Source organism: Carboxylicivirga fragile (assembly GCF_050589805.1).
Lineage (GTDB): Bacteria > Bacteroidota > Bacteroidia > Bacteroidales > Marinilabiliaceae > Carboxylicivirga > Carboxylicivirga fragile.
Map to the genome: position 1 here is coordinate 25,092 of NZ_JBNGOY010000033.1, position 25,129 is coordinate 50,220.

The window sequence follows — 25,129 nt, forward strand, 5'->3', positions numbered from 1 at the left end:
TCAAGCTAATTACCAAAACGGCACTCTTTTTGATTATTCAAAAAACGTTCGTTAACGAACATTTTTTAGTTCCATTTACCTTTTAATGTGGTATATTTAAACAAAACTTTAACACATGACACAAAAATCGGGTCGAATATTAGCCATTGATGATAACGCGGATATCTTATTTGCTCTTAAACTTTTGCTGAAACCACATACTGAACATATAGTTACCTCAACAGATCCAACAAAAATACCAGCTTTAATGGCTGACGAAACCTTTGATGTTATTCTGCTTGATATGAATTTCACCAAAGATGCCATTAGTGGGCAAGAAGGTTTTAATTGGCTAGAGAAAATATTAGAAATTGATCCAACTGCAGTAGTATTATTTATTACTGCCTATGGCGACGTTGAAAAATCAGTTAAGGCAATTAAGGCCGGAGCTACTGATTTCATATTAAAGCCTTGGCAAAACGAAAAACTTCTTGCCACGGTGTCATCAGCCATCAAGCTGCGCCAATCTCGTCAAGAAGTTAAAGAGCTAAAGACTAAACAGCGCGAGATGAACACCATTCTCGACCAGCCTTTTGCCGATTTCATTGGTGTTTCACCGGGGATGCAAAATGTATTTACCACAATCAAAAAAGTAGCTCAAACAGATGCTAATGTACTTATACTTGGCGAAAACGGAACAGGTAAAGAATTAGTAGCACGTGCTTTACACCGTAATTCCTTAAGAAAAGACGAAACATTTATAAGTGTTGACCTTGGAGCTCTCAGCGAATCATTATTTGAGAGCGAATTATTTGGCCACGTAAAAGGTGCCTTTACAGATGCAAAAGCTGATCGCCCAGGACGATTTGAAATGGCATCGGGCGGTACATTATTTTTAGATGAAATTGGCAACCTTTCCCTACCTCTTCAAGCCAAGCTACTAACAGTGTTAGAACGTCGAGAAGTAACACGTGTAGGGGCAAATAAGCCAATCCCAATCGACATACGTTTAATTTGTGCGACTAACATGAATTTAAAACAAATGGCGAGTGAAGATACTTACAGACAAGATTTAATTTACCGCATAAATACAGTTGAAGTAGAACTGCCACCTTTGCGAGAACGTCCAGAAGATATTCCTGTTTTAGCAGATCACTTTTTATCAATATTCTCAAAAAAATACAAGAAAAAAGTTAACAAGCTTTCTTCAAAAATCATTAAAAAACTCACTAATTACCCATGGCCTGGTAACGTTCGTGAATTTCAGCACATCGTAGAACGCACAGTAATCATGAGTGATTCCGCCAACCTTGATGAGGCAGATTTTCAATTATCTTCTCTCCCAAGTAATTCGGAAGGTTTTGAATTTGACACCTACCATTTAGAGGATATTGAAAAACAAATCATTGAAAAAGTATTACGTTTAAACAGAGGAAACGTATCTAAAGCAGCTGCTGATTTGGGACTCACCAGAACTTCGCTTTATCGTAGATTGGAAAAACATGGTTTATAATAAGTTTCGAATTAATTTTATCATTAGAACCTTGCTTCTGGCGGGTTCTATTTTCGCTTTTTTCTATTTATATTTCACAACAGAACTAACGATGACTTTGGTTTTGATTGGCCTGCTTATTGCCTTTCAAATTTTCGCCATGATTCATTATGTAGATCGGACCAATCGCGTATTAAACAATTTTCTTGAATCCATTCGCTATTCCGATTTTACAAGAACTTTTCAGGTTGAAAGCTTAGACTCATCATTTGACAAACTTAAGAAGTCATTTAATGAAGTAATTAAAGATTTTCAAGAAGTAAGAGCTGAGAAGGAGGAAAACTATTACTATTTACAAACGGTTATTCAACACATTGGGATAGCACTAATTGCTTATAGCAAGGATGGAAAAGTAGAACTAATCAACAATGCCACCAAAAAGCTTTTTCAGGTTAGATCTCTTAACAACATCCAATCCTTAAAAGATTTTAGTCCTGAACTGGTTCAAAAACTATTGAGCATCAACCATGGCGAAAACACTCTTATTAGAGTCCAAGAGAAGGATGAGCTATTACAATTGGCCATTTATTCGACAGAGTTTAAAATTCACAATCGCACCATTCTTCTGACTTCCATAAAAAACATACAAGATGAACTGGAAGAAAAAGAAATGGAATCGTGGCAGAAACTGATTCGTGTTTTAACACACGAAATAATGAATTCAATCACACCTATTTCATCACTCTCATCAACCATTACTCTTATATTAAAGGATCTTTCAGAAAACCTTAAAGAGAAAGACATACCTAGTGATGATCTGGAAACCATTGATGAAATTAAGGGAGCACTTGAAACAATTCATAAGCGAACTGATGGTTTAATGCACTTTGTGAACACTTATCGCAACTTAACAAAGATACCAACACCAACTTTTTCGATATTCCCTATCAGCAGATTACTAAACAACATTAGGGGATTACATGCCGAAGATTTAAAATCGAAAAAGATTGATTGCAAGGTAATAATTGAGCCACAAACTTTGGAATTGTCCGCCGATGAAAAGTTGATTGAGCAAGTAATTATTAACCTGGTTAAAAATGCTATTCAAGCGCTAAGCGAACAAGAGAATGCGGAAATCATATTAAAAGCATTCCTCAACAAACGTGGACGCATCACCATTCAAGTGATTGACAATGGACAGGGAATACTACCAAATGTACTCGATAAAATATTTATCCCTTTCTTCACCACCAAACCTCAAGGATCGGGCATTGGCTTAAGTTTATCGAAACAAATATTAAGGCTGCATGGCGGAAACATCACAGCCTATTCGGAGGTAGAGAAAGAAACTAAATTTACTTTAACGTTTTAGCCGTTTGACTTCAAACGGTTAAACATAACCGCCAAGTGCGCATATAGTGATGTATTTTGAACAACTACATCTTCACTTACCTTTATACGAACTGGAGTAAAATTCCATAATGCTTTTATACCAACATCAACCAAGCGCATAGCAACATCCTGAGCTTTATCTACTGGCACAGTCAAGATACCAATTCGAACACCTTGATTCTGCATGCGACTCAATTCATCGAAATGATATATAGGAACACCTTCAATGGTTTTACCAACCACTTCAGGGTCGACATCAAACGCTGCCACAACCTTTAAACCAAATTGCTTTAAGCCATGATCGTGCAGTAAGGCTTTACCCAAACTACCAACACCAAACAGATAAGCCTCATCAATAACCGTAAAGCCCAAAAACTCCTCAAGTACATCAATCAATAGATCAACCTCATAACCAACACGCGTTTTACCAACAATTGTAGTATAAGATAAATCTTTTGTTACTTGTGTTGGATCAACTCCCATATCACGAGCAATCAATGTTGAAGAGATATGTTTTAAACCATCTCTTTGAGCCAATTTAAGATATGCCAAATAACATGGCATTCGACGAAGAGCTGGCTCAGGAACCAAATTGTTTTTTTTGCGATTTACTGATGGCATGGTGTTAATTTTCTGATTTAATTAATACAAATGTAAAGTAAGTTTTTGAATGAGTAAGTGACTACTGCATAAAACTTCCCTAATTTACTTTATTTAATTAAGAATCCTAGAGGGGTAAATACAAAAAGCTTCCAAAACATGGAAGCTTTTATTAAAGTGGGCGATGAGGGAGTCGAACCCCCGACCCCTTGGGTGTAAACCAAGTGCTCTAAACCAACTGAGCTAATCGCCCTGATTTATTATCAGGTAATAATCCAATAATAACGTATAAAACAATTTTAATAAATTGTTAGTGGGCGATGAGGGAGTCGAACCCCCGACCCCTTGGGTGTAAACCAAGTGCTCTAAACCAACTGAGCTAATCGCCCTGATTTATTATCAGGTTATATTCCAATAATTACTTTTAAAAAACAATTTCATCAAATTGCTAGTGGGCGATGAGGGAGTCGAACCCCCGACCCCTTGGGTGTAAACCAAGTGCTCTAAACCAACTGAGCTAATCGCCCTTTTCTAAGATTTCTCCTGAAAAGCGATGCAAATGTATATCTCTTTTTTATCTCCTGCAAATATTAATTGCAGTTTTCTAATACATCAGCCACAATAAAAGTACTACCACCGATGAATATCAAATCATTAAAGCCAGCATTTTTTCGAGCAGCACCCAATGCTTCCAAAGGATTTAAATAAATATCGCCCATTAATCCATATTCTTTGGCCATTATAGCTAATTTATCAGGCTTCATACTTCGAGGAATCGCTGCTTTTGTAAAATAATATTTAGCTCCATCTGGTAAAAGACTCATAACAGCGGCATGGTCTTTATCGTCAACCATTCCTATCACAATGTGCAGTTGCTTATGAGGTGTTAACTTAAGCTGATCCACAATTTGCTTAACACCTTCCGCGTTATGACCTGTATCACAAACGATCAACGGATTATTATCCAATATTTGCCAACGCCCAAGCAAACCTGTTGATCCAACAACATTATTCAAGCCTTCATACAAATGCTTTTTACTAATTGCAAAACCACCCTCATTAAGAAGATTAATGGCAGACAATACGGTTACCACATTTTTTTGCTGATAAATGCCTAACAAGTCAAGTTTCAGGTTTTCATAAACAACTTCTCCATTCTCATATACTTGAAACACCTGACGGTTATCGATTGAATTGGTAGCATAAGGAATTTCGTAAACTTTATCAGCAAAATACAAGTTTGCACCCTTTTCTTTGGCTATGGCCTCAAAAACCTCCTTTGATTCAGGATGCGTTTCCCCAATAACCACAGGAATTTCTGACTTAATAATTCCTGCCTTTTCACCAGCTATTGATGTTATATCTGTTCCTAAAAAGCCTGTATGATCAAGACCAATATTAGTAATAATTGATAATTCTGGCTGAATAATATTGGTCGAATCTAAGCGTCCTCCCATCCCAACTTCCACAACTGCCACATCAACTTTCTCTTCCTTGAAATATTGCAAGGCCATTGCTACTGACATCTCAAAAAATGAAGGCTCTAATTCTTCAATAATTGATTGATGATCATTCACAAAACCTACCACAGCCTCTTCAGTGATCATTTGTCCATCAACCCTAATACGCTCTCTAAAATCCTTTAAATGAGGCGATGTATACAAACCTACTTTATAACCGGCCTTCTGCAAAACGGAAGCTAAACAATGCGACACTGAACCTTTACCATTTGTTCCTGCTACATGAATTGTTTTATAGCTTGTATGGGGATGCCTAAAATAACGATCAAGCTCCTGAGTTGTGAACAAATCTGCCTTATACGCAGCTTTTCCTACTCGCTGATACATTGGCAACTGCCCAAATAAAAAATCCAAAGTTTCTTTATACCCCTTCATTTCTTTCTAAAATTATCAATGACATCGGTACTTTCAAGGCTTTTTTTATGTATCTTTAGTTAAACACATAACCTTACTAATATGGCTAAAAAGATTTTTATCCTCGACACCAATGTTCTTTTACATGACCACAAATGTATATACAACTTTCAGGAAAATGATGTTATAATTCCAATAGTTGTTCTTGAAGAACTAGATAAATTCAAAAAAGGAAATGATTTAATTAACTTTCAAGCCCGAGAATTTGCACGCGATCTTGACAAATTAGCTGGCGAAAAGTTATTTAATGAAGGTATTAAATTAGGAAGTGGGCTAGGTAAACTATTTGTAACAACAGGCAAACCAAGCCCCGAAGTAATGAAGGAATCGTTCAGTGAAAACACAGCAGATCATCGAATCCTCGCCATCACACTTCATGTAAAATCAAAATTCCCAAGACGCCAAACAACACTAATAACGAAGGACATTAACCTTCGTCTTAAAGCAAAATCGCTAGGCCTAAATTCGGAGGATTACGAAAACGATAAGGTCAAAGACATCGATGTACTAAGCCATGGTGTTGCCATTCATGAAGACTTTGACAAGCAACTAATCGAAGCCCTTTATCAGCATCAGGGCATACCTGTTACAGAGTTTCCTTCCGATGAGGATTTACCACCCAATCAATACTTTGTTTTAAGAAATGGTAACCAAAGCGTTCTTGCATTTAACGATGTTGCCAGCGGCTTAATAAAACGCGTAGAGAAACACAGCGCCTATGGAATAGAACCTCGCAACGCAGAACAAACCTTCTCATTGGATGCTTTGTTAAATCCGGAAATCCGCCTTGTTTCCTTATCGGGAAAGGCCGGTACCGGAAAAACATTATTGGCACTTGCCGCGGCCTTGCAACAAAATAAAATGTATAGCCAGATACTTTTGGCTCGACCAATTGTACCGCTTGCCAACAAGGACTTAGGTTTCCTACCTGGTGATGTAAACGACAAAATTGGCCCATACATGCAACCGCTATTCGATAATTTGGGAGTAATTAAAAGTCGATTTAAATCATCGAGCAAAGAAATAAACCGTTTAGATGAAATGCTTAAAAACGAGCAATTACTCATTACGCCCTTAGCTTATATTCGTGGGCGAAGCCTTTCCGATGCTTTTTTCATTGTGGATGAAGCTCAAAACCTAACACCCCATGAAGTAAAAACAATAATTACACGTGCTGGAGAAGGCACTAAGATGATATTCACTGGCGATGTTCAACAAATTGATTCTCCATATCTGGACATGACATCTAACGGGCTTGCCTATCTGACCGATAAGATGCGAGGGCAGGATATTTTTGCACATATTAATCTGGTCAAAGGCGAAAGAAGTTATTTAGCAGAATTAGCGTCCAATTTATTATAAAACACTAAGCTCGAGCTTAGATATCCTTTTCTAAGCTCGATTATTCCCTTCTCTCATCATATTTCAACGACTTTTTCCTAATTTTGCAGCCTTAAATAATTTGGTGCATGATTGATCAGTCGGTATTTGAAAACAAGAAAGTTGCGTTCCACACATTTGGTTGTAAATTAAATTTTAGCGAAACATCAACGGTTGCTAGATCGATGATGGAAGCTGGATTTACGAAAGTCAACCTTTCTGAATCGGCCGATGTCTATGTCTTTAACACCTGCTCAGTTACCGAACTAGCTGATAAAAAATGCAAACAAGTCATTAAAAAAGCCATCCGCCAAAACCCAGATGCCTTTATTGTGGTGACCGGCTGTTTTGCTCAGTTAAAACCCGAAGATGTTTCAAATATAGAAGGCGTTGACCTGGTGCTTGGTTCAAATGAAAAATTTGACATCCTTGAGTTCATGAACAGTTGTGACAAGCAAAATCAACCACAAATTCATGCTGGAGAAATAAGAACCAATAAAAACTTTCAACCATCTTATTCATTTGGCGACCGAACAAGATGTTTCTTGAAAGTTCAGGATGGTTGTGATTATTATTGCTCCTATTGCACCATTCCATTTGCGCGTGGCAGGAGCCGTAGCGACACAATTGAAAACACGCTAAAACAGGCGCAACAAGCAGCTAATGCAGGTGCTAAAGAAATTATCTTAACAGGTGTAAATATTGGCGATTTTGGTAAAGAAAACAAGGAATCATTTCTCGACTTAATTAAAGAGTTGGATAAAATAGAAACCATCGAACGCTTCCGAATTTCATCCATCGAGCCCAATTTATTAACGGATGAAATAATTGAATTTGTTGCCCAATCAAAGCGTTTCATGCCACATTTTCACATTCCGCTCCAATCAGGATCTGATAAGATACTAAAACTTATGAAGCGCAAATATGACACACAACTCTTTAAATCAAAGATAAATACCATTAAGCAAATAATTCCATCTGCATTTATTGGAGTTGATGTAATAGTTGGGGTGCGCGGTGAGTCAAACAAAGACTTTGAAACAACAAAACTCTTATTAAAAAATTTGGACATCACTCAACTACACGTCTTTACCTACTCGGAGCGCCCCAACACACAAGCTTTAAAAATTGATGATGTCGTTCCCATTGGAGTTCGAAAAGAGAGAAGTAAAATTTTACACCAGCTATCCGACAAAAAAACAAAGGCTTTTTATAAAAAGCACATTGGGCAAGAAGCTACTATTCTTTTCGAAAAAGCCGAAAACAATGGCTATATGTCAGGCTATTCATCCAACTACATTAAAGCTGAAATTAAATACGATGAAGCATTGGTGAACAAGCTGGTAACAGTCAAATTTAAAAATCTGTCTCTCGACGATATGTGCATCACCTCAACCCCGCTAGAAATCTAAGTATGAATTACGAAGAAATTTGTCAAGAAGTCTGTCGCATTGCCAAAACCACAGGAGGCTTCATCAAGCAAGAACGCGAAAAAGCTCAACTTAATATTGAAACAAAAGGGCTAAATGATTTTGTTACTCATGTAGACAAGGCTTCGGAAGAACTGATCGTAGAACAGCTACAAGCTTTATTGCCAGATGCAGGTTTTATAGTTGAAGAAGGAACTAAAACACAAAAAGGCGACACATATAATTGGATAGTTGATCCCATCGATGGCACTACCAATTTCATTCATGGTTTGGCACCATTTGCAATTAGTATTGCTCTGCAAGAAAAGGGTGAAACGGTTGTTGGCGTGGTGTATGAAATGGGACTCAACGAATGTTTCTATTCCTGGAAGGGAGGCAATGCCTATTTAAACAAAAGTCGAATAAAGGTATCAAATGCAAAAACCGTTTCCGACAGCCTGATTGCTACCGGATTTCCCTACAGTAACTATTCGCGCATGGAAGCTTTTCTGAAATCGCTCACCTACTTCATGGAAAACTCACACGGCATACGACGACTAGGCTCAGCAGCAACCGATTTAGCATACGTTGCTTGTGGCCGACTCGATTCCTTTTACGAATACGACCTTAAACCATGGGATGTGGCAGCAGGAGCATTTCTTGTGCAACAAGCCGGTGGCCAGGTATGTGATTTCACAAAAGAAAATAATTACCTCTTCGGCAAAGAAATTGTTGCTTCAAATAATGCTACCTTTGAAGAATTTAGTACAATAGTGAATCAAATAATGACAAAATAATGCAAGCGATCTTTAATTATATAATAATTGGACTTCTCTGGCTAGTAAGCTTACTTCCATTAAGAGTATTATACATTTTTTCCAATTTATTCTGCCACATCATTCGATTGATAGGCTACAGAAGAACTGTTATCAATGAAAACCTTCGCTACTCATTCCCTGATAAAAGCGCGGAGGAAATCAGGTCAATTAGACTGAAGTTTTATAGCCATTTATGCGACTTATTCTTCGAAACCATCAAAATTCAAAACATGTCGGAGAAAGAAATGCGTCGACGGGTAAAACTAAATAATTTTGAGTACGTCCATCAATGTTACGATAATGGCAAAGACATAATTGGAGTAACAGCGCATTATGGCAATTGGGAATGGTTCCCTAGCATGAAATTACACATTAAAGCAACAGGTGTAAATGTTTATCGTCCGCTTAAAAATAAGTATTTTGATAGATACATGCTCCGCCTAAGAAGCAAATGGGGCACGGTTAATTTCAATATGAGATCAACCTTTAAAGAGGTTATCAAATTAAAAAGAAAAAACGAACGTTTTTTTATAGGTTTGGTTGCGGATCAGTCCCCAGGACTACCTGAAATTCAATATTGGACCCAATTCCTTAACCAGAATACAGCCGTATTAACAGGCCCTGAAAAAATGGCAAAACTGACGAAATCGCCTGTTGTATATGTAAACATGAGAAAAATAAAAAGGGGCTATTACGAAATTGATATTATCCCTTTAATGGAAGACAGTGCTTCCTCCGCTGAAAATGAAATAACTGATCTATACATTAAACACCTTGAGTCTGTTATTATTGACAAGCCAGAGTATTGGCTCTGGTCGCATAAGCGATGGAAATATTCAAAACAAAGAGTAATAAAAACTGACGCTAACAATTAAATGCATGAGCAAAACAGCTGTAGTTATACTTAACTGGAATGGGCGTCATTTATTGGAAGAATTCCTTCCTGTTGTAATACAAAATTCCAGTCATTCAGATGTTGAAATTATCGTAGCTGATAATGCTTCAAGCGACGACAGCTTGGCATTTATTAATGACGTATTCCCTTTTATCAGAACCATTACCTTAGATAAAAACTACGGTTTTGCTGGCGGCTATAACAAAGCACTTAAAGAAATTGATGCTGATTATTTCCTCTTGCTAAATAGTGATATTGCACCTGAGAAAGGCTGGTTATTACCATTAATATCCGCAATGGACTCTGATGAAAAACTTGCAGCTTGCATGCCCAAAATCAGAGCTCAGAAACAACCCACTATGTTTGAATACGCAGGAGCATCAGGAGGATACATTGATCTCTTTGGATACCCCTTTTGCCGTGGTCGCATTCTTAATGAAATTGAAGAAGACAAGGGACAGTACAATGAGGAGCTACCCGTTTTTTGGGCTACTGGAGCAGCACTTATGATTCGAGCTAAACTATACCATGAAGTTGGCGGTTTAGACGAATCGTTTTTTGCTCACATGGAAGAAATTGATCTTTGCTGGCGCATCAAAAATAGGGGTTATGATATCAAAGTGTGCCCCAAGTCTGAAGTCCTGCATGTTGGGGGTGCTACACTCGACATGCAACACCCCCGAAAAACATTTCTGAATTTCAGAAATAATTTAGTGATGCTTGTTAAAAACCTACCATCCTGGAAATTATTCACCATATTATTTCTAAGAATGATATTGGATGGAGTTGCTGCCTTACACTTTTTAATAAAAGGCGAATTCAGACACTTTAAAGCCGTTTTTTCAGCTCACATGTCATTCTATTCACGATTACCTCAAAGCATTAAAAAAAGACGCAGTCTAAAGCCTTTGCGCACACATAATAATCACAAAGAAATCTACCCTCAAAGTATTATTTGGGCATTTTACCTAAAGAAATTAAGACGCTTCAGTGAACTTAAACACTTTCACCTGAAATAGCTATTTTTACAGATATGGAAGAATCTCTTCTAATTTATTACTTCTCGATCCTTTAATAAGAATATAGGAATCGCTTAACTTCTCGCTCTGCAAACTTAAAATCAGACTCTTATTATCTGGAAACAACCTCATATTTGGAGTTAATGCATTATCATTAAACTCTTCACCAATTAAGATTACTTTCTCATAATTACCAGATTGAATCAAAGAAAGCAATTTCGCATGTTCAGCATTGGAATCCTCCCCCATCTCTTTCATTCCACCAATCACAATCACCTTATTCGCTTCTTCAATTTCATTAAAATTTTCTAATGCCACTTCCATACTTGATGGGTTGGCATTATAGGCATCCATAATAATTCGATTATTTTTAGTCTTAATAAATTGCGAACGATTATTGCTTGGTGTATAATCAGCTATAGCTTTATTAATCTCATATTTCTCCACCTTAAAATAAGATCCTACAGCTATCGCAGCCAAAATATTCTCCAGATTATAACCACCAATAAGTTTCGTATCAACATTACTTAGCAAGCCCTCATCCTCAAGCTCCCAATCGAGTGAAACAAATGGATTAACTGCAGTAAGCGATGCTTGCACAATACCATTTTTGCCATAGTAAAAACGCCGATCAACCTCTTCAGCCATCTCCATTAAATACGCATTACCTCGATTTATGAAAATTAAACCATTCTTTGAAGCTATGTAATCATACATCTCTCCCTTGGCTTTGCGAACCCCTTCAAACGAACCAAAACCTTCAAGGTGTGCTTTACCCACATTAGTTATCAAACCATAATTTGGCTCAGCAATCTCACACAACAAGTCTATTTCATTCACATGATTGGCTCCCATTTCAACGACTCCAAGCTCCACATTTTCATCCATTGATAACAATGTTAAAGGAACTCCGATGTGATTATTAAAATTACCAGCCGTTGCCTTAATTCTATATTTCTTAGATAATACGGCAGCCAACAGTTCTTTGGTCGTTGTTTTTCCATTGGTTCCTGTAATAGCAATGATAGGAATATTTAATTTTCGCCTATGGTGATTTGCCAAGGCTTGAAGTGTTTCGAGGGTATCATCAACCACAAATACATTATCCATACCAACAAGTGATTGGTCACTAGCAATGGCAAATGCAGCACCCTTAGCGAGTACATCCTTCACATATTTATTACCATCAAAGCGATCTCCTTTAAGTGCCACAAACATGGAATTTTTCTCGCATTTACGACTATCTGTAGATATGCTGGAACTCTGTAAAAATGCCTTATAAATATCTTCGAGCTGACTCATTTGACTTGTTTTGGTATTAACTATAAAAAAACAAAAATAAAAAAAGAGGTTGACTTATAAAGTCAACCTCTCATTATATTGAAATATTAAATTCCTTACTATTTACCTTTGCCTTGCATAGGACTTCCAACGCGCGTCATTGCACATCTGAAACCTAAATCATCGCGACTTTCTCTTTCATCAAGGAAACGACGAGCACCAGGTGCTAACCAATACGCACGGTCTCTCCAACCTCCACCTTTATAAACTCGAGATCTATCAGTAACTAAACTTCCTAAGCTACTATTTTTAGCTCCCGAATACATAGCTGATGTATTAGATTCTGAAGTTGTCCAATCTGAACCACTTTCTGAGATATTGGTAATCGCATCACCATCTTGATAGTTTCTATTGTCAGCCGTACGGTAATTCTTACGACTCATAATATCTTTATCTTCTTCGGTTCTGTAACGAATACGTCCTAAACTATCTTTCTCTACAATATAACCTTCTTCGTCAAGTACTTTTTGTTGAAATACATTACCGCGATATGGGCTAAATTCATCCATTTCATCAAAAGACAATGAACGATAAACATCAGCAACCCACTCATTAACATTACCAGCCATACAGTATAAACCATAATCGTTGGCATAATATGAACGAACATCAACAGTTACATCACCACCATCATTTAAGTCACCGGCCATACCCATCATATCACCACTACCTCTTACGAAGTTGGCCATCATCTTACCGCGCTCTTTCTTATCAGCATTACGTGTAATATGACCATCCCAAGGATAGATACGACGATTCGTCATACGCTCATCATAGGAGTTACCAATCAAACCTAAGGCAGCATATTCCCACTCAGCTTCAGTTGGTAGTCGGTACTTAGGTAATAATAGACCATCATCCCAACGAACTCTACGAGTCTCGTTATTTGGATTTAAGTCTTCCATTGGATCTTTACCGGGTATACCTTCGTACTGTCCGTATAAATAAGCCTCGGTATTAAAGTTATTTTCGTTTTGTTGATTAACGTCTAATTCTAAAATGCCTTGTTCAACCAATATCATTTCATTAACACGGTCGGTACGCCATTTACAATAATCCTGAGCTTGAATGTGATTAACACCTACTACCGGATATTCTGAATACGCAGGGTGGCGTAAGTAATTTTCTACCAAAGGCTCATTGTAGGCCATTGGACGGCGCCAAACAAGTGTATCAGGCAATGCCTTACGATAAACCTCAGGATAATCCATGAACACACGAGTAATCCAAAATAAATACTCACGATAATCAACATTTCTAACCTCAGTTTCATCCATATAGAATGAAGGCACAGTAACACGGCGAGGTGCATTGTTCCATTCATAAAGAACGTCTTGTTCTACACGTCCCATAATGAAGGTACCACCCTCAACAAAAACCAATCCTGGTCCTGTTTCCTGTTCGTAACCTGCGTTGTACTCAAAACCACCATTATCAGTAGTATTGTATTCCCAACCTGTTGTTGATGATGCTGACTTGTTTCCTCCCTTACTACCACCACATGATGATAAGGACAATAAACTTATTGCAAAAACAGCCAGTAAAATTCCGGTATTAAATCTCATAGCGTTATGGTATTGTAATCTATATTTCAATTATTTAGCTTTAATGATGCAACCATTAAACAGGAGTGCAACTGCATTCGTTATACTGCAAAAATAAAAAAAGGTTATACGAAAGTCGCCTTTTTCATTCTATTTTTTTCTTTATTCGCAAATCCATTCAAATGTGCAATTTTTACACATTTAAAACGTTAAAGATAAAAATTTCTTGTACTGAATGAGTTATTTTTCCGTTTTTTACAGAGAAAGATAAGTGAAGTTGCAACAATTAAACGCGAAAACACACTGATAGTAAACTATTCACAAGTTTTGACGTTAGTTATAAACAGTAAAAAAACATGAGCAAATTATTATATATATTATCTTTTTTAATCCTTTCAATAAACATTGGTGAGGCTCAAGTTCACCATATTAATGAAACCATTGATTGGAAAGCCATAAGTCAAACTAATAATTCAGAGTTTCCCGTACGTCTTGAATTTGATCAGCAATCGGGTTGGAACGGCAACACTCAATTGCCTGTCATCACTTATCAGATTCCACTAAATGATTACTCTGGCAACATCGACAGCATCAAAATTGATTTGAGAATTAATAATAGTTCTTTGTTCAACCCTTTTGAACAAGACATTATCAATTCTGCAATTAACTATTCGTTCAATAACATTACTAAATACAAGGTTCAAGATCGCAAATCGACCTCACTTGAAATAGAATTAACGCCAATATCTTTTGATGAGAAGTTGCAACTCTTAAAAAAAATAACTCAATATTCTTTACATGTTACCATACCTCCTAGCGAGTCTTCAAAATCGAACTTCAAAAGTAAAAAATCATCAAAAACGATAGAAAACTCAATTCTTGCTCAAGGCAAGTGGATAAAAATATCTATTGACAAATCGGGCATTTATACAATCCCATACTCTGTTTTAAATTCCTGGGGATTTAGTGATGGAAGTAAGGTTAATGTATTTGGGAATGGCGGAAATATGCTTCCTAAATCAAACAGCATTGAAAGGCTTGAAGATCTAACCGAGAATGCAACGCTTCACGAAAATAATGCTATCTACTTTTATGCCCAGGGTCCAATTACATGGGAGTACAATCAATCCAACGACATGTTTCAACACCAACTTCATGACTATGTAGATGAAGCTTATTACTACCTTTCTGATGATAATGGCGTTGGCATACGTGTGGAAGCAAGTAGTGAATCTCATGACTCATTTACCCACGAGACATCCGAATTTGATAGCTATGACTATTATGAATTAGAAGCCCGCAACCTCTTACACTCGGGTCGAACTTGGTATGGCCTGGATCTATACCCGGCACAAGAGCGTGAGTATAATTTCAAATTCGATAATATTATTACAAGTAAACCTGTTAAAATACTTACGAGTGTAATAGGCCATTCGAATCAAAGTTCACATTTTGAAACGCACGCTAATGGCACACCAATCCAGAGCATCAGCATACCGCCAGTTCGTTACGAAGATTCGACTGGTAGCATAGCACATGCAGGCACCAATAAAACTGAATTCGATTCAAATGATAAAAACATCAACATAAAACTAAGTTACCATACAATGGCCTCGGGTGCCTTTGGAAACTTAAATTTCATCACTCTTAACTCTAAAGAAAACCTTCAAAACACGGGTAATTTATTATTTCGCAACAATGATCTTACTGGCCTAGGTAACATTTCGCGTTTTTATATAGAACAACTTTCTAACAAATCAGTTGTTTGGGACATTAGCAATCATGTCTCTCCTATTAAGTTAAAAGTAGAAACGTATTCTGACAGAAAAGGCATTACAACGGAAACATCCAACTTAAAAGAATTTGCTGTTTTTAACACTGACGCAAGCCTTCCTCAACCAACATTTGTAAAAAACATTAGTAATCAAAATCTGCGTGGCAACGCGGTACCTGAAATGCTGATAGTTTCGCACCCTATCTTTCTTGGTCAAGCAGAACGCCTTGCTGAATTACACCAACGAAAAACTGGCCTTAAAACATTAATTGTGACGCCTGAACAGGTTTATAATGAATTTTCATCTGGACAAGCTGATGTAAGCGCTATTCGTGATTTTGCACGTTTCCTTTACAACAAAGACAATGAACAATTTAAATATCTTTTATTGTTTGGTGATGGCTCCTACGACAATCGCGACTACAGTGAATCAAACTCAAATTTCATTCTAACTTATCAATCTGTTAATTCGATCAATATCTCTGCTACTTATTGCTCCGATGATTACTATGGATTCCTTGATAATGATGAAGGAGAAAATATTCTTACTAACAAACTTGACATTGGAATTGGAAGACTTCCAGTTGGTACAGTTGAAGAAGCAACTACTGTAGTTGATAAAATTGAAACATACTTATTCAGCAATTATCTAGGTTCATGGAAGTCAAAAATTATGTTTGTTGCAGATGATGGGGATAACAATCTCCACATGCGAGATGCTGATCGTTTAACACAAAAAGTTGCATCTAACTACCCACAGTTCAGCACCGAGAAAATATATTCTGACGCTTACAAAAAAAACATTACTGCATCAGGAGATAGGTATCCTGATGTTAATGCAGCTATCCAACACAACTTTTCGGATGGGGCATTAATTTTCAATTACACAGGTCATGGAGGTGAAAAAGTATTGGCGCATGAACACATCCTAACAATTCCTGAAATTGTTTCCATGTCCAATTTTGATCGCTTACCTATCTTTGTTACTGCAACCTGCGAGTTCAGCCGTTATGACGACAAAAACTATGAAGATGGAACAGCTGGTGAGATTGTTTTAAAAACCCCTAATGGAGGAGGAATTGCCCTTTTCACTACAACAAGAATAGCATGGTCAAACTCTAATTATAACATCAATAATAATTTATACGATTTCATATTTGAACATGACGAAGAAGGAAACAAGTTACGCCTTGGAGATATTATTCGTCAAACTAAAAACAAATCACTAAGTTCAGTAAACAAAGTTCAATTCACTCTACTTGGCGATCCTGCTTTACAACTAGCTTATCCATCCGAAGAAATTAGAAACTTAAAGATTAACGGTGAAATAGACTCTGAAAAACAAGATACGCTTAAAGCCTTTACTAAAAATACGGTTGAAGGAGTAATTGGTGACGGCAATCAAGTGTTTAGTGATGGGACCGTTGAAATAAGTGTATTTGACAAGCCTGTAATGGTTAAGACGCTGGGCAATGGCGGCGCAACTCCATTCGAGTATGAAGTCTATCAAAATAGAATATTCAAAGGCCAGGTTGATGCTCAAAACAATAGTTTTGAAACATCGTTTATCATACCCAAGGATATTCGATTCAATGTTGATTTCGGAAGGATTAGTTATTATGCATCTGATAAAAATGGTATTGAAGCATTTGGTGCTAACAATCAAATAAAAGTTGGTGGTATATCCTCAAATCCTCCAAATGACACCAAAGGGCCAGAAATAAACATGTGGTTAAATAATCCCTCATTTAGCTCAGGAGGAACAACAGGCACCAATCCTATTCTACACATTGAGTTGGAAGACGAAAGTGGGATCAATACAAGTGGTGTAGGTATTGGACATGATCTTTCATTAATAATTAATGGCGACAGATCAAAAACCATTAACTTAAATTCATTCTACATTTCTGAAAAGAACGACTACAAAAAAGGAAGTCTCAAATACCAGTTACCAAAAATGGAAGAGGGAAGGCATATAATTGAGCATAAAGCCTGGGATAACTTAAACAATTCATCAACAAAAGAAATTGTTTTCAACGTTGAAGCAAGCAGCACTTTAAACATTGAAAAAATATCATTACGTCCTAATCCGGTTAAAATTGGGAATACCTTAGAAATATATTTTGAGCATGATGCTCCAAATTCAATGTTACGAACAACAACATCGCTGTACACATTGGATGGCAGAATCATCAGCTCCATTGACAAACAAGTGCCTTCATTTGGCAATTCGATTACTCCAATACAAATTCAACTTCCCAAGCAAATCATTAATGGTTTATATATCCTTACTTGTGATGTTACCGCTGAAGATGGACAAATTGGAAGATTATCTGAAAAAATCCTGATTATTAAATAATATTTATCAATTTTTGCAGTTCCTTATATAGTTTTTATGAAAACTACGTAACTTGTAAAGTTTACATTTTATATTATCTGGGATAATAAAATTCATCAAGTGACGTTTTAAGGAGTTTAGACAACTAAAATTATCGCTAATACAACCCAAATCTGTATTACAACAAGAACAACTAAATTTGAAAACAAAAAAACTATTGAATATGAAGAAGAGTATAGGATTGAAAGTTGGGGCACTACTCTTAAGCTTATTTTTAAGTCAACTTTCTCTGTTGGCACAAGATGATGGACAAGTGGTTAATACGGCAGCTCCATTTTTAAATATTATGCCGGAGTCAAGAGCAGGAGGTATGGGAGATGCTGGTGTTGCAACATCACCTGACATGAATTCTCAAGCCCTAAACCCAGCTAAATACGCGTTTATAGATAGCGACATGGGCGTATCACTTTCATTTACTCCTTGGCTCAGAAAGTTGGTGAACGACATCAACATGTATTATACCTCATTCTATTATCGAATTGATAAAATGTCAACAGTGAGTGCTTCATTACGCTATTTCTCGATGGGGAGCATTACTTTTAATGATGAACAAGGAAATACACTTGCTACTGGTAACCCTAATGAATTTGCCTTGGATGCAGCCTACTCAAGAGCGCTGTCAAAAAAACTATCTGGTGCTGTTGCTTTCAGGTATATTCGTTCTGACATTTCTAATGGATATTCTGACGGTGGTAACATTCAAGCTGGAGATGCTTTTGCTGCTGATGTTGCATTCTATTTTAAAACACCTGTTAAAATCGATCGCAACGATGCTGAATTTTCTGCAGGTATTAATTTGTCCAACTTAGGCTCAAAGATGAGTTACGACGGAGTCAATAAAATGTCGTTACCAACCAATCTTAAATTGGGTGTTGGTTGGTTCATGGAATTAGATAAATACAACTCCGTAAGTTTTGCTTTAGACGGAAATAGGCTTTTAACTCCCGCAATTGAAAACATTAACGAAGATGGCACAGAAGGTGAAAAGGCAAGTGAACTTAACAAAATAACCTTTTCATTAGGTGCTGAATATTGGTACGACAAGCAATTTGCCATTAGAGCTGGTTACTTCCATGAAGATGAAAGCCTTGGAAACCGCAAGTTTGCTTCAGCAGGTGCTGGTTTAAAATTTAACATGTTTCAATTAGATGCATCGTATATTATTCCTTTGGTACAAAATAACCCTTTGGCTAATACAATGCGTTTCACCCTTTCTTTCGACCTAAGCGAAATGAGTGGAGGAAGAAAACGTCGTTAAGAAAAAACAATAATTACCAATGAATATACGAGTTGGTTTTGGCTACGATGTCCATAAACTTGGAGAAGGAGAAGAGTTATGGATTGGCGGCATAAAAATAGAACATCATAAAGGAAGCATAGGACATTCAGATGGCGATGTGTTAATACACGCCATCTGTGATGCCTTACTTGGTGCAGCAAACATACGCGACATTGGCTTCCATTTTCCTGACAATGATCCAACATTGAAAGGAATCGACAGCAAGATTCTTTTAGCTAAAACCATTGCTTTACTTAGAGATAAAGGTTTTGAGGTGGGTAACATTGATTCCACCATTGCCTTGCAGCAACCCAAACTAAAAGATCTAATACCTGCAATGCAAACAACATTGGCAGAAACAATGAACATTGCCATTGAAGACATTGCCATCAAAGCTACCACAACTGAAAAATTAGGATTCGTAGGCACCGAAGCTGGAATATCTGCCTATGCAACAGTACTCATTTCAAAAACCTAGATAAGATGAATCCAAATGAGTTAACAAACAATTCTGATGCTGTCATCCTGTATTTTTCGCACGATGCTTGTAATGTTTGCAAAGTACTACTCCCCAAGATTAAACAATTGGTGAGTGACAAATTCCCAAAAGTTGAACTAAAATTTGTCGATACTAAGAACGAACAAGAAGTAGCTGCTCAGTTCCAAATATTCACCGTGCCATCCATCCTTATCTTTTTCGAAGGAAAAGAATATCAGCGTTTCAGTCGTAACATAGGTCTTAATCAACTCGAGGAGGCTATTTCAAGACCTTACCAACTATTATTTGACCTATAAAAATCGGACATCTCCCCTGAAAAATGGGGCGAACTATAAAACCCACGAGGCAAGTCTCGAGGAATTTATCTGATTAAAGTCGTATTGCTTTACCCTGACATTCTGCCAAAACACTTTCAAACTAACTTGCCGCATCGAAGACATTTCGCAATAAAAATATAAACCTGTTCGAAAACAATACACGACTACTTTCAACGTTTCTTTCTAAAGAATTATTATTTGTTTATTTTTGGTTCCTTAAAACGTTGAACCTGATGCCCATTTATAAAATAGCCTTTCTTAAAATAGTCTTACCCATCATTCTCTTGTCATTATTAACAATGGGATGCGGAGGGGGCAGTAAATTCAGCAATGCCAACAAGGCCTACTTAATTGGCGAATACGACAGAGCAGCCAAGCAATTCAAAAAAGCTTACAAGAAAGAAAAAAATCGTTACACCAAAGGTGAAATCGCCTTCTATTTGGGCGAATGCTACCGCATCACCAACAAACCTAAGAAGGCAGCAGGATACTATTCGAAAAGTGTACGCTACAAATATGAGGTAATTGAGGCTGAATTATACTATGCCGACACCCAACTTGCATCCGGCAAGTACGAAGAAGCCATTGAGGCCTACCAAAGTTATTTAGAGAAAAAAGCTCTCGACAGAAGAGCCCAAAACGGCATTGCATCCTATGCCCTCATCTTGAATGACTCCTTAAAAACACGCTATCAGGTTGAAAAGGTAAAAGGACTCAGCAATACACGTTACAGTGATTTTTCACCCGGATATGCCAGTTCCGATTACGATCAGGTTTACTTCTCATCCATGCGAACCGAAAAAAAATCAAGAAAAAGAAATCGTGTTACAGGGCAAGGAGGATCAAACATATACGTCTCGCGCATCGATGCCAAGGGAAAATGGACAGATGCCGAACCTCTGGCCGAAACAATCAATACTACCTTTGACGAAGGAAGTGCTACCATGTCGGACGATGGCAAAGAAATGTATTTTACTCGCTGCCCCTACGACAATGAAAAGCCACTTAGCGCGGAGATATACATGGTTAGCCGATCAGGCGGAAAATGGGGAGAACCCAGCCAGATAAGTATTGGAGGCGACAGCTTGCTACTTGCACACCCGGCAATATCACCTGATGGCAACACCTTATATTTTGTAAGTGATATGCCAGGCGGTGAGGGAGGTAAGGATATTTGGAAAGCTGAGAAGGGTGGCGAAAGCGGATGGGGCGAACCGATCAATATGGGCAATCTTATTAATACACCTGGAGACGAAATGTTTCCATATGTTCGCACAGATGGCACCTTATATTTTGCTTCAAATGCCCACGTTGGTTATGGTGGTTTAGATATATATCGAGCTGTATTCGATGAAGAAGTTGGCTACCATAGAGTCCATAACCTTGGTAAACCAATCAATAGTGAGAGTGACGATTTTGGCATCGCTTTTAAAGGAATGGAAGAAGAAGGCCTGTTTAGTTCATCACGAGGAAGTTCAAAAGGCGTCGACAACATCTATTCTTTTATTCTTCCAAAATTAGAATTTAGCATGAAGGGCGAAGTTATAAGTCAATCTGAAGAAACGCCCATAGCCGATGCCTACATACGATTGATTGGTACAGATGGAACAAACGTTAAATTAAACATCCGTAGCGATGGCACCTTTGGAGCTAAATTAGCCAAACAAACCGACTATGTGTTTATGGTGGCCAGCAAAGGCTATTTTAACCATAAACAAAAACTAAGCACCGTTGGACTAAGCGACAATAAAGAATTTGATTTTGAAATTTCGTTAATGAAAATGGAAGATGCCATTGTCTTTCAAAACATCCATTTTACGAAAAATAAATTTGAATTGAATGACGATTCAAAACAAGAATTAGACCGCCTTGCAGCTATCCTGGATATTAACCAAAGTATTGTTTTGGAGATAGCAGCCCATGCTTCTGACGAAGGGGATGATACCGAAGCCATTGTTTTGTCGCAGCAACGTGCCGAGCAAGTAATGGAATACCTGTTATCAAAGGGAGTTAAAACCGAACGTCTATCGGCTAGAGGATATGGAAACTCACAACCCATAACTGTAACTAAAAGAATGGCTCGCAAAAACGACTTTCTTCAGGAAGGAACAGTGTTAAACGACAATATGATTAGGCGAATAAGAGGCAATAGCAACAAACGTAAAGCCCATGAACTTAATCGCCGCATCGAATTCAAAGTTAAAAAAGAGGAGAAAGAATCTTAAAAAAGGCCTTTAATTAATTCTACTATTGGGCTTGCCAAAAAAGAAATAAAGAACGACCACAAGACAATTCCTAAAAGTAGATACATTAAGAAACGCTTGGTTTCTTTAAGAATCATCATACCAATTAATAAAGAAATAATGGGTCCTAGCAAGCCAGTAACCATCAAGCCTAATCCGGCTACACCATAACGATCCATCCACTTTGTGAACTTCTCTTTTTTACCAGTTAAGGTTTTATTACCATATTTATTAGTTAACCACAGCCGAAACTTATCGCCTGCAAAATAAAGTATCAGAATAAACGAGATGGACCCAAGTGCAGTAAACAGTGCGGTACTAAAAGCCGATAAACCCATGGCAATTCCAAGCGGAATACCTTTATATATTCCCATTGCCCCAGCCAAATAAACCGCTAAATACTTACTCAATTCGCCCATATATTTTTAAAAAGTTTGCAATGATACAAAGAAATAAAGTCTATTCATTCCTTTTGGCCATCTTCTGCGCGATAAAACTAATTACAATTAACTGCAAGGCGTGATACAACATAATTGGCAACAAAAACAAACCCTGTCCTGCCATTCCTTCGAATAATACTTTCGACATCACCGATCCATGAACCAATGATTTCTTTGATCCACAAAATAAAGCAGTTATTTTATCGGCTTGATTAAAATTAAATCGAGTTGCCAGAAGGAGAACAATAAAGTAAATGAGAATAAACAAAACAACAACTGCAATAAACAATACACTAAGCTCCCCAATACTAACACTCTGAAAAATGCCAGCCTCAAAAGAATGCGCAAAACTCTTATAAACAATTATTAAAATGATAGCCTTATCAAACAAAGCTAATTTTTTTGAGTGTTGTTTTGCCCAAATTCCCCAATAGCGATGAAAGAACAAACCGAATACAACAGGCAATAATATTTTAAGAATCAAACTAAGCATCACACCTGTAAAATCAAAAGAAGCATCGCCACCTGCTAAAAACAAACCCATCCAAAGGGGCGTTACCACAATACCAATTAAGCCCGAAATACTTGCATTAAAGATGGCACCAGCCACATTTCCTTTGGCTAAAACAACCATCACCACCGACGATGATACGGTTGAAGGAAGTGCTGCCAAAAAGAACATGGCCAACCATAAGAGCTGTCCATCCTCTCCCTTAATAAATGGATAAGCCAACAATACCAAAACTGGGAAGAGTAAAAAAGTAGTGCACTGCACCAAAATATGTAAGCGATAATTACTTAAACCCTCCTTCATTTGGCGCGGACTTAATTTCAAACCATAAAAGAAGAAAATTAAAGAAATACCAATATCAGCAATTACCTCTAATGATAAAAAACCTCCCCCATTGGCCAACTCGGGAATAAACCAAGCCAGCACAATCATTAATAATAAGCCAATAATAAAACCATCAAGCCTTTTAAGCATCGTAGAAATTTTCGGTAAAAATAAGCATTTCAAGCCAAGTATACACCGTAAACAAGCTAGTTCAATTAAGTTCACATTCGAACTAAAACCCGATTTATCTCACATATTAGCAGCTTCCTTTGACGATGCCGAAAGATTGTATTATTTTTGCATCCCGAAATAGGGTAAAAACCTGATAAATTATTATTTGTGAGTTCAGATTCGAGATACAACCAACGCGGTGTTTCAGCATCAAAAGAAGACGTACATAATGCCATCAAGAATATTGACAAAGGCGTTTTTCCTCAAGCATTCTGTAAAATTGTTCCTGATATACTAGGTGGAGATCCAGAGTATTGCAACATCATGCATGCCGATGGGGCTGGCACTAAGTCATCATTGGCCTATATGTACTGGAAAGAAACAGGTGATGTTTCTGTATGGAAAGGCATAGCTCAGGATGCTATCATCATGAATGTTGACGATCTGCTTTGTGTAGGTGCTACCGAAAACATTTTGGTTTCATCAACCATTGGGCGTAATAAGAATCTTATTCCTGGCGAAGTGCTTTCGGCCATTATTAATAGCACCGATGAACTTCTGGCTGAATTGCGTGAGATGGGCATTAGCATCTTCCCTACTGGTGGCGAAACAGCTGACGTGGGAGATTTGGTTAAAACCATCATTGTTGACAGTACAGTTACATGTCGCATGAAACGCGAAGATGTCATCTCAAACCACACAATTCAGGATGGTGATGTAATTGTTGGTTTATCCTCATCGGGACAGGCTACCTACGAAACTGAATACAATGGTGGAATGGGCAGCAATGGCTTAACATCCGCTCGTCATGATGTATTTAACAAGTATTTAGCAGAAAAATACCCTGAAAGTTTTGATGGCTCAGTTCCGGCTGACTTGGTTTATTCAGGAAACTACAAATTAACTCAAGATATAAAAGGCGTTGAGTTGGATGCCGGTAAACTAGTCCTATCGCCAACCAGAACTTACGCCCCTGTTGTGAAGAAAATATTGGACGAAATGCGTCAGGACATTCACGGCATGGTACATTGCTCGGGTGGTGCGCAAACTAAAGTACTTCATTTTGTAGAAGATGTACATGTGATAAAAGATAATTTATTTGATGTGCCTCCTTTATTCAAAATAATTCAGGAAGAATCAGGTACCGATTGGAAAGAGATGTACAAAGTCTTTAACATGGGGCACCGTTACGAAATTTACCTGTCGCCTGAAAAAGCAGATCAGATTATCGAGATTGCTAAATCATTTAACATCGATGCACAGGTAGTTGGTCGCGTTGAAGCAAATCAAGGCAAAAAGCTAACCATCGAAAGTGAGTTTGGTACTTTTGAGTACTAGAACTTATTTTAATTACGGGATGTTACTTTATC

The 25,129-nt window shown here is 37.4% G+C and carries 19 protein-coding genes and 3 tRNA genes; 13 read left to right on the forward strand and 9 right to left on the reverse strand.

The features are described from left to right. The first annotated feature begins 115 nt into the window (after nt 1-115). Together ACRD7B_RS14830 and ACRD7B_RS14835 are read left to right on the forward strand one after the other, a co-directional pair. Nucleotides 116-1,492 carry a sigma-54-dependent transcriptional regulator gene (locus tag ACRD7B_RS14830; RefSeq protein WP_430825357.1) on the forward strand — a complete coding sequence of 459 codons (1,377 nt, stop codon included), beginning with the start codon at nt 116-118 and terminating at the stop codon, nt 1,490-1,492. After that, a complete protein-coding gene (locus tag ACRD7B_RS14835; RefSeq protein WP_430825359.1) occupies nt 1,482-2,843 on the forward strand; it encodes a sensor histidine kinase in 1,362 nt (453 codons plus the stop codon). Before ACRD7B_RS14830 ends, ACRD7B_RS14835 begins: the two co-directional genes overlap by 11 nt. Here ACRD7B_RS14835 and ACRD7B_RS14840 read toward each other — a convergent pair. The 5 genes from ACRD7B_RS14840 to ACRD7B_RS14860 form a co-directional block, all read right to left on the reverse strand. Next, nucleotides 2,840-3,484 carry a redox-sensing transcriptional repressor Rex gene (locus tag ACRD7B_RS14840; RefSeq protein WP_430825360.1) on the reverse strand — a complete coding sequence of 215 codons (645 nt, stop codon included), beginning with the start codon at nt 3,482-3,484 and terminating at the stop codon, nt 2,840-2,842. The two genes, ACRD7B_RS14835 and ACRD7B_RS14840, sit on opposite strands and share 4 nt — an antisense overlap. Nucleotides 3,485-3,641: 157 nt before the next feature. Beyond that, a tRNA-Val gene (locus ACRD7B_RS14845) sits at nt 3,642-3,716 on the reverse strand. Nucleotides 3,717-3,777: 61 nt separating this feature from the next. Continuing rightward, nucleotides 3,778-3,852, reverse strand: a tRNA-Val gene (locus tag ACRD7B_RS14850). Nucleotides 3,853-3,915: 63 nt separating this feature from the next. Then, nucleotides 3,916-3,990: transfer RNA gene (locus ACRD7B_RS14855), tRNA-Val, on the reverse strand. Nucleotides 3,991-4,053: 63 nt separating this feature from the next. After that, the gene (locus ACRD7B_RS14860) at nt 4,054-5,358 is read right to left on the reverse strand and encodes a bifunctional folylpolyglutamate synthase/dihydrofolate synthase (RefSeq protein ID WP_430825361.1); all 1,305 of its coding nucleotides are present in this window, start codon (nt 5,356-5,358) and stop codon (nt 4,054-4,056) included. Nucleotides 5,359-5,439: 81 nt separating this feature from the next. Here ACRD7B_RS14860 and ACRD7B_RS14865 point away from each other — a divergent pair, with 81 nt between their 5' ends. The 5 genes from ACRD7B_RS14865 to ACRD7B_RS14885 all read left to right on the forward strand — a co-directional run bounded on the left by ACRD7B_RS14865 (nt 5,440) and on the right by ACRD7B_RS14885 (nt 10,918). Further along, on the forward strand, nt 5,440-6,759 hold the full coding sequence (locus tag ACRD7B_RS14865; protein ID WP_430825362.1) for a PhoH family protein: 1,320 nt from the start codon (nt 5,440-5,442) through the stop codon (nt 6,757-6,759). 107 nt (nt 6,760-6,866) lie between these two features. After that, nucleotides 6,867-8,189 (forward strand): tRNA (N(6)-L-threonylcarbamoyladenosine(37)-C(2))-methylthiotransferase MtaB, encoded by a 1,323-nt coding sequence (gene mtaB / locus ACRD7B_RS14870; RefSeq protein ID WP_430825363.1) that lies wholly within the window; start codon nt 6,867-6,869, stop codon nt 8,187-8,189. Between the two features lie 2 nt (nt 8,190-8,191). After that, nucleotides 8,192-8,983 carry an inositol monophosphatase family protein gene (locus ACRD7B_RS14875; RefSeq protein WP_430825364.1) on the forward strand — a complete coding sequence of 264 codons (792 nt, stop codon included), beginning with the start codon at nt 8,192-8,194 and terminating at the stop codon, nt 8,981-8,983. Further along, nucleotides 8,983-9,879, forward strand: coding sequence for a lysophospholipid acyltransferase family protein (locus ACRD7B_RS14880; protein WP_430825365.1), 897 nt, complete (start codon nt 8,983-8,985; stop codon nt 9,877-9,879). The genes ACRD7B_RS14875 and ACRD7B_RS14880 overlap by 1 nt, the downstream gene beginning before the upstream one ends. Before the next feature lie 4 nt (nt 9,880-9,883). Continuing rightward, entirely contained in the window at nt 9,884-10,918 is a 1,035-nt protein-coding gene (locus ACRD7B_RS14885; RefSeq protein ID WP_430825366.1) for a glycosyltransferase family 2 protein, read from the forward strand. Between the two features lie 6 nt (nt 10,919-10,924). Here the strand turns inward: ACRD7B_RS14885 and ACRD7B_RS14890 are convergent, their stop codons facing one another. Together ACRD7B_RS14890 and ACRD7B_RS14895 are read right to left on the reverse strand one after the other, a co-directional pair. After that, nucleotides 10,925-12,220: a UDP-N-acetylmuramoyl-tripeptide--D-alanyl-D-alanine ligase gene (locus ACRD7B_RS14890; protein WP_430825367.1), complete on the reverse strand. Its 1,296-nt coding sequence runs from the start codon at nt 12,218-12,220 to the stop codon at nt 10,925-10,927. A gap of 98 nt (nt 12,221-12,318) precedes the next feature. Further along, a complete protein-coding gene (locus tag ACRD7B_RS14895; RefSeq protein ID WP_430825369.1) occupies nt 12,319-13,824 on the reverse strand; it encodes an SUMF1/EgtB/PvdO family nonheme iron enzyme in 1,506 nt (501 codons plus the stop codon). Between the two features lie 335 nt (nt 13,825-14,159). Between ACRD7B_RS14895 and porU the strand changes: the two genes are divergently transcribed. From porU to porE, 5 genes are all read left to right on the forward strand, one after another. Next, nucleotides 14,160-17,936, forward strand: coding sequence for a type IX secretion system sortase PorU (porU, locus tag ACRD7B_RS14900; protein ID WP_430825370.1), 3,777 nt, complete (start codon nt 14,160-14,162; stop codon nt 17,934-17,936). Nucleotides 17,937-18,138: 202 nt separating this feature from the next. Further along, complete coding sequence (porV, locus tag ACRD7B_RS14905) at nt 18,139-19,233, forward strand: type IX secretion system outer membrane channel protein PorV (RefSeq protein WP_430825371.1); 1,095 nt, start codon at nt 18,139-18,141, stop codon at nt 19,231-19,233. Between the two features lie 19 nt (nt 19,234-19,252). After that, nucleotides 19,253-19,732, forward strand: a complete 480-nt coding sequence (gene ispF, locus ACRD7B_RS14910) for a 2-C-methyl-D-erythritol 2,4-cyclodiphosphate synthase (protein WP_430825372.1) — start codon at nt 19,253-19,255, stop codon at nt 19,730-19,732. Between the two features lie 5 nt (nt 19,733-19,737). Continuing rightward, nucleotides 19,738-20,049: a thioredoxin family protein gene (locus ACRD7B_RS14915; RefSeq protein ID WP_430825373.1), complete on the forward strand. Its 312-nt coding sequence runs from the start codon at nt 19,738-19,740 to the stop codon at nt 20,047-20,049. A gap of 254 nt (nt 20,050-20,303) precedes the next feature. Next, entirely contained in the window at nt 20,304-22,295 is a 1,992-nt protein-coding gene (porE, locus tag ACRD7B_RS14920; protein ID WP_430825374.1) for a PorE family type IX secretion system protein, read from the forward strand. Here the strand turns inward: porE and ACRD7B_RS14925 are convergent. Together ACRD7B_RS14925 and ACRD7B_RS14930 are read right to left on the reverse strand one after the other, a co-directional pair. Further along, complete coding sequence (locus tag ACRD7B_RS14925) at nt 22,292-22,732, reverse strand: hypothetical protein (protein ID WP_430825375.1); 441 nt, start codon at nt 22,730-22,732, stop codon at nt 22,292-22,294. The genes porE and ACRD7B_RS14925 overlap by 4 nt on opposite strands. Before the next feature lie 40 nt (nt 22,733-22,772). Beyond that, a complete protein-coding gene (locus tag ACRD7B_RS14930) occupies nt 22,773-23,738 on the reverse strand; it encodes a bile acid:sodium symporter family protein (RefSeq protein WP_430825376.1) in 966 nt (321 codons plus the stop codon). A 189-nt stretch (nt 23,739-23,927) separates the two neighbouring features. Here ACRD7B_RS14930 and ACRD7B_RS14935 point away from each other — a divergent pair, with 189 nt between their 5' ends. Then, the gene (locus ACRD7B_RS14935) at nt 23,928-25,097 is read left to right on the forward strand and encodes an AIR synthase related protein (protein WP_430825377.1); all 1,170 of its coding nucleotides are present in this window, start codon (nt 23,928-23,930) and stop codon (nt 25,095-25,097) included. Nucleotides 25,098-25,129 lie beyond the last annotated feature (32 nt).